This window comes from Streptomyces sp. NPDC054834 (genome assembly GCF_053611185.1).
Genome location: NZ_JBSGZV010000094.1, coordinates 1 through 12,972, shown reverse-complemented (window position 1 = coordinate 12,972; position 12,972 = coordinate 1). Strand labels below are relative to the sequence as shown.

Annotated in this window: 10 protein-coding genes; 8 read left to right on the top strand and 2 right to left on the bottom strand. The window is 72.6% G+C overall.

Features of this window, described 5'->3' with window-relative positions; genetic code table 11:
• From ACWGJM_RS48320 to ACWGJM_RS48305, 4 genes are all read left to right on the top strand, one after another.
• The coding region (locus ACWGJM_RS48320; RefSeq protein ID WP_453418160.1) for an alpha-glucosidase C-terminal domain-containing protein at nucleotides 1-267 on the top strand (267 nt) is incomplete at its 5' end.
• A gap of 29 nt (nucleotides 268-296) precedes the next feature.
• Complete coding sequence (locus ACWGJM_RS48315) at nucleotides 297-1,661, top strand: maltokinase N-terminal cap-like domain-containing protein (protein WP_453418159.1); 1,365 nt, start codon at nucleotides 297-299, stop codon at nucleotides 1,659-1,661.
• A 3-nt stretch (nucleotides 1,662-1,664) separates the two neighbouring features.
• Nucleotides 1,665-3,866: a 1,4-alpha-glucan branching enzyme gene (gene glgB, locus ACWGJM_RS48310; RefSeq protein WP_453418158.1), complete on the top strand. Its 2,202-nt coding sequence runs from the start codon at nucleotides 1,665-1,667 to the stop codon at nucleotides 3,864-3,866.
• 125 nt (nucleotides 3,867-3,991) lie between these two features.
• On the top strand, nucleotides 3,992-5,080 hold the full coding sequence (locus ACWGJM_RS48305) for a glutamate--cysteine ligase 2 (RefSeq protein ID WP_453418157.1): 1,089 nt from the start codon (nucleotides 3,992-3,994) through the stop codon (nucleotides 5,078-5,080).
• A 28-nt stretch (nucleotides 5,081-5,108) separates the two neighbouring features.
• On the opposite strand, the gene ACWGJM_RS48300 is transcribed toward ACWGJM_RS48305, so the two are convergent.
• The gene (locus ACWGJM_RS48300; RefSeq protein ID WP_390741813.1) at nucleotides 5,109-5,342 is read right to left on the bottom strand and encodes a DUF6480 family protein; all 234 of its coding nucleotides are present in this window, start codon (nucleotides 5,340-5,342) and stop codon (nucleotides 5,109-5,111) included.
• Nucleotides 5,343-5,494: 152 nt separating this feature from the next.
• Here ACWGJM_RS48300 and ACWGJM_RS48295 point away from each other — a divergent pair, with 152 nt between their 5' ends.
• From ACWGJM_RS48295 to ACWGJM_RS48280, 4 genes are all read left to right on the top strand, one after another.
• The gene (locus ACWGJM_RS48295; RefSeq protein ID WP_453418156.1) at nucleotides 5,495-7,399 is read left to right on the top strand and encodes an AMP-dependent synthetase/ligase; all 1,905 of its coding nucleotides are present in this window, start codon (nucleotides 5,495-5,497) and stop codon (nucleotides 7,397-7,399) included.
• Between the two features lie 127 nt (nucleotides 7,400-7,526).
• Nucleotides 7,527-7,961, top strand: a complete 435-nt coding sequence (locus tag ACWGJM_RS48290) for an ATP-binding protein (protein ID WP_453418155.1) — start codon at nucleotides 7,527-7,529, stop codon at nucleotides 7,959-7,961.
• 256 nt (nucleotides 7,962-8,217) lie between these two features.
• Nucleotides 8,218-9,618 carry an NAD(P)/FAD-dependent oxidoreductase gene (locus ACWGJM_RS48285; RefSeq protein ID WP_453418154.1) on the top strand — a complete coding sequence of 467 codons (1,401 nt, stop codon included), beginning with the start codon at nucleotides 8,218-8,220 and terminating at the stop codon, nucleotides 9,616-9,618.
• A gap of 84 nt (nucleotides 9,619-9,702) precedes the next feature.
• The gene (locus ACWGJM_RS48280) at nucleotides 9,703-11,955 is read left to right on the top strand and encodes an FUSC family protein (RefSeq protein ID WP_453418153.1); all 2,253 of its coding nucleotides are present in this window, start codon (nucleotides 9,703-9,705) and stop codon (nucleotides 11,953-11,955) included.
• Nucleotides 11,956-12,049: 94 nt separating this feature from the next.
• On the opposite strand, the gene ACWGJM_RS48275 is transcribed toward ACWGJM_RS48280, so the two are convergent.
• Nucleotides 12,050-12,883, bottom strand: coding sequence for a DUF1206 domain-containing protein (locus ACWGJM_RS48275; protein ID WP_453418152.1), 834 nt, complete (start codon nucleotides 12,881-12,883; stop codon nucleotides 12,050-12,052).
• Nucleotides 12,884-12,972 lie beyond the last annotated feature (89 nt).

The window sequence follows — 12,972 nt, the reverse complement described above, 5'->3', positions numbered from 1 at the left end:
GAACTACCGTCCTCCAACCCCGCGGTGATCGCCTTCCTCAGGGAGTACGAGGACGACCTGGTCCTCTGCGTGCACAACTTCTCCCGGTTCGCGCAACCCACCGAGCTCGACCTGCGGGCCTACGACGGACGCCACCCGGTGGAGCTCATCGGCGGGGTGCGCTTCCCCGCCATCGGTGAACTGCCCTATCTCCTCACCCTCGCGGGCCACGGCTTCTACTGGTTCCGGCTCTCCCGAGTCGCATCCCGCATCGGCAGACGACGCTGAACGCGCCGCCGAGGAAAGGACGCGTCACCATGGCGAAGACGGTGATCCTCCAGCCGAGAAGCACGGGCACCGATCAGCCCCTGTCCTCGCTGTGCGGGCTGCTGCGCGAGTGGCTGCCCCGGCAGCGCTGGTTCGCGGGCAAGGACCGGCCCGTCACCGACCTGACCGTGCTGTCCGCGACCGAGCTGTTCCCGGGCTGTCTGCACGTACTGGTCGACGCCGGATACCTGCCCGTCCCCGCGCCCGGCGGGGGCACTTCCCCGCCCGGAGGCTGCTACCAGCTGCTGCTCGGTGTGCGCGAGCAGCTCTCGCCGCGGCTGGGCCGGGCCCTCATCGGCCGGGTGCAGGACGGTCCGCTGGCCGGGCTCACGGTCTACGACGCGCTGCACGACCCGCGCTCGGCCGCGCTGCTCCTGGACCGGTTCAGGCGGCCCGGCACGGCGGGCCCGCTGTGCTTCGAGGCCGGCCCCGCCGCGGACGTCCCGGCGGGGCTCGCCCCGCGTCTGCTGGACGCCGAACAGTCCAACTCCTCGCTGGTCTACGGCGACGCGTTCATCCTGAAGGTCTTCCGGCGCATCCAGCCCGGCATCAATCCCGACCTGGAGGTGCCGGACGCGCTGGTCGCACAGGGCTGCAACCGCGTCCCCGCCCCGGTGGCCTGGCTGCGCACCACCGAGCCGTGGGCGGCGACCCTCGGCGTGCTCCAGCCGTACCTGCGCGACGCCTCCGACGGCTGGACACTGGCCCTCGGGGCGCTCGCCGCCGGTGAGGACTTCACCAAGGAGGCGTACGAACTCGGGCTGGCGACCGCCGACATCCATCTCGCCCTGGCGTCCGCCTTCCCCGCCGGGACCCACGGCGACATGGAGCGCACGGCTGCGGCGATGACGGCCCGGCTGGAGGCCGCCGCGCACTGTGTGCCGGCGCTCAGACCGTTCGTCCCCGGCCTGCGCACCGCCTTCCGCGCGTTCGCCAACTGCGACGCCGGGCCGGCGGCCCAGCGCATCCACGGCGATCTGCACCTGGGTCAGGTGCTGCGGGCGGGCCGCGAGTGGTTCGTCATCGACTTCGAGGGCGAGCCGTCCCGTCCGCTCGCCGAACGGCGCGCCGCCCAGTCCCCGGTGCGGGACGTCGCGGGCATGCTGCGTTCCTTCGACTACGCGGCCCGCCAGCGCCGCCCCTGGCGCCCGGAGTGGGCCCGGCGCTGCCGGGAGGCCTACTGCGCGGGCTACGCGGCCCGGGCCGGATGGGACCCGCGCAAGAAGCACGCGCTGCTGCGCGCGTATGAGACGGACCGGGCGGTCTACGAAGTGCTGTACGAGGCCAGGCACCGTCCGGGCTGGCTTCCCGTGCCGATGGCGGCGATCGAACGCCTTGCCGTCCGAGGAGGATGAACCGTGGCGCTGCGCGAGACCTCTCTGCCCACGTCGGCCGGCCGCCGGCCGCTGCCGGCTCCTGCCCTGGACCCGGCCGACCTGGAACGCCTGCTGGCGGGCTCCCACCACGACCCGCACGCACTGCTCGGCGCGCACCCGGTGCGGGGCGGGGTCGCCTTCCGGGCGCTCAGACCGTTCGCGCGTGCCGTGAGCGTGCTCTTCGACGGCGAGCGCCACCGACTCGTCTCCGAGGGGGGCGGCCTCTTCTCCACCGTGCTCCCCCTGGACGCGATCCCCGCCTACACCCTGCTGGTGGAGTACGCGGAGGGCACCCAGGAGGTGCACGACCCCTACCGCTTCCTGCCCGCGCTGGGCGAACTCGACCTGCACCTGATCAGCGAGGGACGGCACGAGCAGCTGTGGCGGGCGCTCGGCGCCGAGCCGATGACCCACCAGGGCGTCACCGGCACCCGGTTCACCGTGTGGGCGCCGAACGCACGCGGGGTGCGGGTGGCCGGGGAGTTCACCTTCTGGGACGGGACGGCCTTCCCGATGCGGTCCCTCGGCTCGTCCGGGGTGTGGGAGCTGTTCCTGCCCGGCATCGGCGAGGGCGCGAAGTACAAGTTCGAGATCACCTCCCGGTACGGGCACCGGTTCCTGAAGGCCGACCCGATGGCCCGCCGCACCGAGGTGCCGCCCGCGACGGCGTCCGTGGTGACGGCCTCGCAGTACGAGTGGGGCGACGAGGAGTGGCTCGCGCGCCGCGCGAGGACACCGTTGCACGCGGCGCCGTTCTCCGTGTACGAGGTCCACCTGCCGTCCTGGCGGCCGGGCCTCACCTACCGGGAGCTCGCCGAGCAACTGCCCGCGTACGTGGGCGACCTGGGCTTCACCCACGTCGAGCTGATGCCGGTCGCCGAGCACCCCTTCGGCGGCTCCTGGGGCTACCAGGTCACCGGCTTCTACGCGCCCACGGCCCGCCTGGGCACCCCCGACGACTTCCGGTACTTCGTCGACGCCTGCCACCGGGCGGGGATCGGCGTGATCATGGACTGGGTACCCGCCCACTTCCCCAAGGACGACTGGGCGCTGGCCCGCTTCGACGGGGACCCCCTGTACGAACCCGGGGACGCGCGGCGGGCGGAGCACCCGGACTGGGGGACGTACGAGTTCGACTACGCCCGCACCGAGGTGCGCAACTTCCTTGTCGCCAACGCCGTGTACTGGTGCGAGGAGTTCCACATCGACGGCCTGCGCGTGGACGCCGTCGCCTCCATGCTCTACCTCGACTACTCGCGCGAGCCCGGTCAGTGGGAGCCCAATGCGTACGGCGGCCGGGAGGATCTGGCCGCGATGGTGTTCCTCCAGGAGATGAACGCGACCGTCTACCGCCGGGTGCCCGGAGTGGTGACGATCGCGGAGGAGTCCACGGCGTGGGGCGGCGTGACACGGCCCACCGACACCGGCGGGCTCGGCTTCGGGCTGAAGTGGAACATGGGCTGGATGCACGACTCGCTGGAGTACATGAGCCACGAGCCGGTGCACCGCAAGTACCACCACCACGAGATGACCTTCTCGATGGTGTACGCCTACAGCGAGAACTACCTCCTGCCCATCTCCCACGACGAGGTGGTGCACGGCAAGCAGGCCCTGGTGTCGAAGATGCCGGGCGACTGGTGGCAGCGGCGTGCGAACGTCCGCGCCTATCTTGGCTTCATGTGGGCACACCCGGGCAAGCAACTGCTGTTCATGGGGCAGGAGTTCGCGCAGGGCGCCGAGTGGTCCGTGGAGCACGGACCGGAGTGGTGGCTGCTGGACCCGGGCCACTGCGCCGCGGCCGACCACCGGGGCGTGCAGGACCTGGTACGGGACCTCAACGACGTCTACCGCGCCACCCCCGCCCTGTGGCAGCGCGACACCGATCCGGGCGGCTTCCGCTGGATCGCCGTGGACTCGGCCGACGACAACGTCTTCGCGTTCCTGCGCTTCGACGCTGCGGGCGCCCCGCTGCTCGCGGTGTCGAACTTCTCCCCCGTCGTCCGCCACGACTACCACCTGGCCGTCCCCGAAGAGGTTCCGGCCTGGCGGGAGATCCTCAACACGGACGCCCTGCGGTACGGCGGCAGCGACGTCATCTGCCCGGGCCCGGTCAGGACGGAGGGCGGGGCCGTCCGGCTCACGCTCCCGCCGCTCGCCACCGTCTGGCTGACGCCCGCGCGGTGAGAGCGCGCACGGGGACGTGACCGGCTCCGCCGCGCCCCGTCAGGTGTCGACGGCCGCCGGAGGGGCAGTCGGGGTCGTACCACCTGCGACGCCCAGTCGCGGTACGTATCGAAAGGCGGCCCCACGTGCGCACCGTCGGTGTGGAGGAGGAACTCCTTCTGGTCGACCCGGAAAGCGGCGACCCGAAGGCGCTGTCGGCGGCCGTGCTCGCCCGCGCCTCCCTGCTCGATCCCGCGCAGGACGTGTTCGAGAAGGAGCTGTACGGGCAGATGCTGGAGTTCGCCACGCATCCGCAGACGGACATGGCGGACCTCGGCGCGGAGATCGTCCGCTGCCGCAAGGAGGCGGCCCGGCACGCCGGTGAGATCGGCTGCACGGTTGCCGCGCTGGCCACCTCCCCGCTGCCGGTGAGCCCCTCGATCAGCGTGAACGACCGCTACCAGTGGCTGGCGGAGCAGTACGGCGTCGGCACCCGGGACCAACTCGTCTGCGGCTGCCATGTGCACGTGGCGGTGGAGTCCGACGAGGAGGGCGTCGCGGTCCTCGACCGCATCCGGCCGTGGCTGCCCGTGCTGTCGGCGATCAGCGCCAACTCCCCGTTCTGGCAGGGACGCGACACCGGCTACCACAGCTACCGCAGCCGGGTCTGGGGACGCTGGCCGTCGGCCGGTCCGACGGAGTTGTTCCGGACGGTGGAGCGCTACCACCGCCGGGTGGCGGACATGGTGGACACCGGCGTGATCCTGGACGCGGCGATGGTCTACTTCGACGCCCGGCTGTCCGAGCGCTACCCGACCGTGGAGATCCGCGTCGCCGACGTGTGCCTTCAGGCGGACACGGCCGTGCTCATCGCCACGCTCGTCCGCGGCCTGGTGGAGACCGCCGCGCGCGAGTGGCGACGCGGCGAGGAACCGGCCGAACACAGCGTGAGCGTGCTGCGGCTGGCCGCCTGGCGGGCCGCCCGTTCGGGTCTGGACGGCGAGCTGCTCCATCCCGCCACGATGCGGCCGGAGCCGGCCGAGACGGTCCTGCGGTCGCTCCTCGAACACGTCGGCGACGCCCTCGCCGGCACCGGTGACCTGGCCCGGGCCGAGCAGGCCGTCTCCGGCGTGCTGGAGCGCGGCAACGGCGCCCGCGTGCAGCGTGAGCTCATGGAGCGCACGGGCAGTCTGCGGGACGTCGTCACCGAGTGCGTGCGCCGTACCCAGTCCTGACGCGCCGCGGGTTCCACGGAAGCGGGTCTCACAGGATCAGCACCAGGGCGTACACCAGGAAGAAGGCCGCGACCAGCACGACGAGGACCATGATCAGGGTGAGCGGGGCCTTGGCCCAGCCCTTGGTCGGGTTGTGCGTCTCCTGGGGCCCGGCCTCGGGCATGCTGCTCTCCGCGGGCGGCGTCTCGCCGGGTGGCACGCCACCCCCGGGCTCCAGGCCGGTGGTGCGCTCGGGCTCCGGATCGGGGTTCACATGAGTCATGTATCCCGAGTCCCCCGAACACACCTAGATCATCAATCGGCCACGACTTCTCCGTTCCCGGCACCAACTGCTCGCACCTGGGCTACATTCGAGCACCGCCGACAACAGGACTCGTCGGCGGAGTCACTCTCCGTACACCCCAGGAGCAGCGCATGCGCGACCTCGCTCTCGCTCCAGCGGCCCTCCCGCCCCTGGTCGGCGGGCTGGCCGACGGCGTCTTCGAGACGGCGGCCCGGACCCCGACCCTGGCGGTGGTCGCCCGCCGCCCGGACGGCGCGTCGACCGCCTGGGAGGAGCTGACGGCCGTCGAGCTGCGGGACGAAGTGGTCGACGTGGCCAAGGGTCTGGTGGCATCCGGGATCTCGCCCGGCCACCGGGTGGCCGTCATGGCGCGCACCCGGTACGAGTGGACGGTGCTGGCGCACGCGCTGTGGACGGTGGGCGCGGAGGTGGTGCCGATCCATCCGTCGTCCTCACGCGACCAGGTCGAGTTCATCCTGCGGGACGCCGGCTGTGTGGCCGTGGTGGTGGAGGACGTACAGGGCATCATGACGGTCGGCACGGTGTGCGCTGCCCTGCCCCGGCTGGGGCACGTGTGGCAGCTGGACACCGGTGCGCTGGCGCAGCTGGCCCAGCGGGGCGAGTTCGTGTCGCTGACCACGGTGGAGTCGCTGCGCCGGATCGTGCTGCCGGACTCGACCGCGGCCGTCGTCTACACCTCCGGCACCACGGGCCGCCCGCAGGGCTGCGCGCTGAGCCACCGGGGCCTCGCGTACCCGTCCGACACGCTGCTCGAGGGCTGGGGGCACACGGCGGCGCCGCCGGGCGAGCAGGCGTCGGTCCTGGCCTTCCTGCCGTTCTCCCATGTGTACGGGCTCATGATCCAGGTGATGTGCGTGCGCGGCGGGATCCTCATGGCCCATGAGCCGGAGATGACCGAGGCGGCGATCTCGTCGGCGCTGCGCACGTTCCGGCCGACGTACCTCTACGGCGTGCCCTCCGTCTTCGAGAAGCTCTACAAGAATTTTCTGCGCACGGCCCAGCAGACGGGTCGCGGGGCCCTGTTCGAGCGGGCCGCGCAGACGGCGCGGGACTTCGCCACGGCCGAGGAACGGCAGCGGCTGGGCACGGGGCCGGGGCCCGGCTTCGACCTGCGGCTCCAGCACGCCCTGTACGAGCGGACGGTGTACCGCCGGCTGCGGGCGGCGCTGGGCGGCCGGGCGGTGCGGGCCACGTCCGGCGGCTCGTCGCTCGACCGCGAGCTCTCCCTGTTCTACGAGGGCATCGGCATCTATGTGCACGACGGCTACGGGCTGACGGAGAGCAGCGGCGGGATCACCATGCAGCCGCTGGGCCGGGAGAAGTCCGGGACCGTCGGGCGGCCCCTGCCGGGCACCGAGATCCAGGTGGCCGACGACGGGGAGATCCTGGTGCGCGGCCCGTCGGTGTTCCAGGGCTACGTGGGCGACGAGGCCGCGACCCGGGCCGCGCTGCGCGGCGGCTGGCTGGCCACCGGCGACATCGGCCGCCTGGACTCCGAGGGGTATCTGACCCTCACGGGCCGTAAGAAGGACGTCATCGTCACCAGCGGCGGCAAGACCGTGGCTCCGGCCCCGCTGGAGCAGCGCCTGCGGATGCATCCGCTCGTCCACCAGGCGGTGGTGGTGGGCGACGACCGGCCCTGCGTGGGCGCGCTGCTCACCCTGGACCCGGAGTTCCTCGCGCACTGGCGGGCGGCCCTGGCACCGCAGGGCGACACGCCGGGACGGGAGGTCCGCGAGGACAACGCGCTGCGCGAGGAGCTGAACCGGGCCGTCGCCGCCGCCAACAGCACGGTCTCGCGAGCCGAGTCCATCCGGGTCTACCGGGTGGTCTCCGAGCCGTTCGCACCGGCCAACGGGCTGCTGACGCCGTCGATGAAGCTGCGCCGGGACCTGATCGTCCGGCATTACGCGGCGGAGATCGAGGCGATGTACCAGGCGCGCAGCCGGGCCACGGCGCGGCTCGGACCTTCCGAACCGGCCGACTGGGAGGACTCGGACGACGTGTTCCGCTGAGGGCACCCACCCTGTGTGGCGTCCGCGACCAGGGAGACACGCGTACCCGGCTCGCCTGCGGGAACCCAAGACGTGGGAAAGCTGAGCAGCGACTACAGCCGCGTTCATCGGGGCTGAGGAAGATGTGATGGCTACGGAGCCGCGTTGGGACGACACACCCCACTCGGAGGAGACGCGCGAGCGTACGGTCTCCTTCGCGGGAGAGCTGTGCAATGTGACAGGAGCGCGGCTCGCCGCGGAGCAGTTCCTGGATGCCCTGGCGCGGGCGTCGCCGCCGGCGGCCCCCGAGTCCTGGGACGACATCCTGCTGGTCGTCACGGAGCTGGCCGCGAACGTCGTCCAGTACGCGCCCGGTCCCTTCGAACTGCGGATGCGGCGCACGTTCGACGGCGTGCACCTCACGATGCACGACACCAGCACCACCCGGCCGGAGCCGCGCCCGTTCCACCCGGACGCGGGCGGCGGCGGCATCGGCTGGCACCTCGTGCACACGCTGTGTGACCAGGTGAGCGTGGTGGTGACGGACACCGGCAAGGACATCCACGCGTTCCTGCCCTGGTGAGGGGGTCCTCGAGCCCGCCGCGACCGGCCGGGTCAACCCTCGAACTGCCCTCGGTACAGGAGTACACCGCATATTCGTGCGACACACGGGTTACTCAGGCACCGTGCCGGGGCATGCTGGTGCCCACGCGTTCGTCTGCCTGCCGCACCTGGCTGGCGTGGCGGCTCGGCGCACGGTGGGATCGATGTGGTGCGAAGCAGCGATCCGGGGGCATGCGAACGGCGTCCAGTCGTACCGCCTGGAGCCGCAGAAAGGGATGGACACCGTGACACGACCCAGGATCCTGGTGGTTGGCGCAGGCTTCGCCGGAGTGGAGTGCGTTCGCCGCCTGGAGCGCAAGCTCGCCCCTGACGAGGCCGACGTCACCCTGGTGACGCCGTTCGCCTATCAGCTCTACCTGCCCCTGCTGCCCCAGGTCGCCTCGGGTGTGCTGACGCCCCAGTCGATCGCCGTCTCCCTGCGCCGCAGCAAGAAGTACCGCACCCGGATCATCCCCGGCGGCGCTATAGGCGTGGATCTGAAGGCCAAGGTCTGCGTCATCCGCACCATCACCGACGAGATCGTCAACGAACGCTACGACTACATCGTGCTGGCCCCGGGCAGCATCACCCGCACCTTCGACATCCCCGGGCTGACCGAGCACGCCTTCGGTATGAAGACCCTCGCCGAGGCCGCCTACATACGCGACCACGTCATCGCCCAGCTGGACCTCGCCGACGCCAGCCACGACCCGGCGGAGCGCGCCGCGCGGCTCCAGTTCGTGGTGGTCGGCGGCGGTTACGCGGGCACCGAGACCGCGGCCTGTCTGCAACGGCTGACGCATGCCGCCGTCAAGCGCTATCCGCGCATAGACCCGAAGCTGATCAAGTGGCATCTGATCGACATCGCGCCGAAGCTGATGCCGGAGCTGGGCGACAAGCTCGGCCGCAGTGCGCAGGAGATCCTGGGCCGGCGCGGGATCGACATCTCCCTGGGCGTGTCGATCGACAAGGCGGGCCCCGAGGAGGTCACCTTCACCGACGGGCGGGTGGTGCCCACCCGCACCCTGATCTGGACGGCGGGCGTGGTCGCCAGTCCGCTGATCGCCACGCTGGGCGCCGAGACGGTCCGGGGCCGGCTCGCCGTCACCGCCGAGATGTGCCTGCCGGGCCAGGACGGCGTCTTCGCGCTCGGCGACGCCGCCGCCGTCCCGGACAAGGCCAAGGACCAGGAGGGCGCGGTCTGCCCGCCCACCGCGCAGCACGCCATGCGGCAGGGCAAGGTGGTCGCCGACAACGTCATCGCGACCCTGCGCAACCAGCCGATGCGGCCCTACGTGCACAAGGACCTGGGACTGGTCGTCGACCTCGGCGGCAAGGACGCGGTCTCCAAGCCGCTCGGCATCGAACTGCGCGGCGTGCCCGCCCAGGCGGTGGCCCGCGGTTACCACTGGTCGGCGCTGCGCACCAACGTCGCCAAGACGCGTGTCATGACGAACTGGCTGCTCAACGCGGTCGCGGGCGACGATTTCGTGCGCACTGGCTTCCAGGCCCGCAAGGCCGCGAGGCTCAAGGACTTCGAGTACACGGACTCCTACCTGACGCCGGAGCAGGTGCGGGCGTATGTAGAAGGCGGTGCAGGCGGTGCGGGCGGTGGGGGCGCCCCCTCCCTGACCTGATCCGGGAACACCACGGACCGTCGGCCGGTGCGCGTCCGGCCGGCGGCTCCGCCCTACGCGACACGGGAGAGAGAGCACGGCGGCGTGAGCACAGCGGGACGGTCGGTGCGGGCGGAGGTGTGGGACCGGCTCGCCGCCTCCGATCCGGGGCTGCTGCGGCTGAGCGCGGGGCTGCGGACGGTGTCCGCCATCGGGCTCACGCTCCTGCTGCTGGGCCCGCAGCGGGTCGGCGTGACCCACCTGGTGGCCGGGGCGCTGGCCGCGATGGCCGCCACCTTCGCCATCCGGGAGAAGCAGCCGGGCCGACAGGCCGTCACCCTCGCGCTCGGCCTGCCGGTGGCGCTGGTCTCCGTGACGCTGGGCGCGTTGCTGAACACGCGGGTCGTGGCGGGCGACCTGTTCATCGTGGCGCTCATCTTCTGCGCCGTGTACGGCCGCCGGTTCGGCGACCGCGGTACGGCGCTGGGGCTGATCGCCTTCCAGACGTACGTCATCTCCCTGTTCGTACGGGCGAGTGCCGGTGCCCTGCCCGCGCTGTACGGTGCGATCGCCGTGGGCTTCGTGTGCAGCGCGGCCGCCCGCTTCGTCCTCGTACGGCAGACACCGGCGGGCACCCTGGACCGGCTGCGCCGCGCCTTCCGGGCCCGGCTCGCGCAACTGGTGGACGCACAGGCCGAGTTGCTGGACGCCGGTCCCGAGGAGGTGGAGAAGGCCCTCGAGAACGTCCGCACCAGGACCGCGCGGCTGCACGAGGCGGCCCTGATGATCCAGAGCCGTCTGGAGGACGGAACCTCCGACGAGGCCGCGGCCCGCATGGTGCAGCGCCGGATCGCCGAGGCCGAGATCGCCGCCGAGCGGCTGGGGTTGCTGCTGCTCACCGCGCGCGCCGAGCGGCGGGCGGACACGCTCACGCTGCACCTGCCGGGCGCGCCGGTGCCCTCGGAGGTACGGCAGCCGGTGCGGGAGGAGGCGATCGACGCGCTGCGCCGGGACCTGCGGGCGCTGCGGCTCCAGGTGCTGCGGCCGGCCGGCGCGGACTCCGGGACCGGGCTGTCCCAGGTGCGCAACCGGCTGCTCGGCTACCGCGAGGGCGAGAACCTGCCGCCCGCGTCGCCTGCCGTCCAGGATGTCTTCCGGGGCCTCGGCGAGGCCGCGCGGGCGGTCCTGGGGCTGCGGATCGCCCTGGACGGGCCGCAGGACGATTCCGACGACAGCCCGGCGACCGCCCGGTCCCGCGAGGAGCTGGACGCGGAGGACGCCGCCATCGCCGCGGGCGAGGACGAGCAGCAGGGGGACGAGGAGCAGCCGACCGGGCTGCGGCGGCCCACCACGCGGGCGGCCGTACAGGTGTCCGTCGGCTCCGCGCTCGCCATCCTGGGCGGCGAACTGCTCTCCCCCCACCGCTGGTACTGGGCGGTGCTGGCCTGCTGGATCGTGTTCATCAACACCGCCTCCACCGGGGAGATCCTGGTCAAGGGCTACCGCCGGGTGCTGGGCACGGTCCTCGGCGTGGTGGCCGGCATCGGGCTGGCGGGGCTGGTCGGGCACGACACCTGGACGGCGTTCGGGCTGGTGCTGCTGTTCATCTTCGCGATGTTCTACACCGCGCCGCTGTCCTACACCCTGATGTCCTTCTTCGTGACGGCGATGCTGGGCCTGCTGTACACGCTGCTCAACACCTACAGCACCGCCGTGCTGGTACTGCGTGTGGAGGAGACGGCGCTGGGCGCGGCCTGCGGGATCCTCGCGGCGGCGGTGGTGCTGCCGGTGCACACCGACCGCCGGACCGACGAGCTCCTCGGCACCGCGCTGGACCGGCTCGCGGACGTGACCCGCGCCGCGGTCGACCAGCTCAGCGGCGGTGCGCCGGCCGACCTGCTGGACATGGCGCGGGACCTGGACCAGGCGCTGGCCGACCTGCGGGCGTCCGCCCAGCCGCTGACCCACCCGATCACGCCACTGCGGTCGAGGCGGGACACCGCCCGCTACGTCGTGGCACTGCTGGAGACCTGCGCGTACCACGCCCGTTCCCTGGCGGCCACGGCGGAACTGCTGCCCAGCCATCCCTCGATCGCGGCGGATCCCCGGCTGCGCGTGGTGGGGCGGCGCATCGTGCACAACATCGAGGCGATCGCCGCCCGCGTCACGGACGGGCGGCCCACCACCGAGCTCGAGACCGGCCCCAGCATCGCCTCCCTGCTGGAGCCCGGCTCCTACCACACCCCGCGCTACGGCAGGGTCACCGACCGGGTGCTGCGGCACCTCCAGCGCCTGGACGAAGCGGTGGCGGGCCTGGCCCGCCCCCTCGGCGTACCGGTACGACAGCCGAAGAACTGACCGAGTCGGCCGCGGCCCGCACCGCGAAGACACCCGCCGCCGTTGAAAACCGCCCGTGGCCGGGCCACGGGCGGTGCGGCTCCGGCCGGCGGTCTCAGGTGCGGATCCAGCGGGCCTCGGCGAAGGAGAACAGGCCGAACAGCGCCAGCCCTGCCGCGACGAGCGCCAGCAGCCAGGGGCCGACCGGGGTGTCGGCGAAGGTGCGGAGCGTGTCGTCGAGGCCCTTGGCCTTGTCGGGCCGCGAGTCGACCGCGGCACGCACCGCGAAGACGCCCGCCGCCGTGAACACCATGCCGCGCGCGACGCCGCCGGACACGCCCGTCACGTCCACCAGGCGGCGCGTCCTCGGTGACATCTCGCCGGTCCTGAGCCGGTCGCGGTATGCGCGCCGTACGGCCTGCGCGGCGATCCAGACGCCGGTGACGACGATGCCGGCGCCGATCGCGCCGACGAGCCACTGCCCGGCCGGCGCGGACAGGGCCCGGGCGGTGAGGTCGCGCGACTGCGTGTCGCTGGACTGCCCGCCGCCCGCGCCGGCCGCGAAGGACAGTACGGAGGAGGCGGCGAACGCGTAGAACACGCACCGCACGAGGGCCAGCAGCCGTTTCCGCACCGAGCGGCCGTCCTGGCCCACGGAGCCGAAGACCGCCTCCGAAAGCTGCCACAGGGCCATGCCCGCGAGCCCGATGCCCACCGCCCACAGCACCACTGCGCCGAACGGGTGGCGGGCGATCTCGGCGAGGGCGCCGTTGCGGTCGGCCTGCTTCCTGCTGCCGCCGAAGGCGATCTGCAACGCAAGCAGCCCCACCAGCAGATAGATCACCCCACGCGCGGCGAGACCCGCCCGCGCGGCCCACTCGGTCACCGCGCCCGTCGGCCCCGACCGGGCCCGCATCCCGGCACCCCGCATCACAGCACTCGTATCCATCCAGACCTCCCCGGCTCCGGCTGCCCCGGCCCGCCGGGGACACACCTCGGATCCTGACGACGGAGCCGTCGGGGCGACCGCGTGCCCGC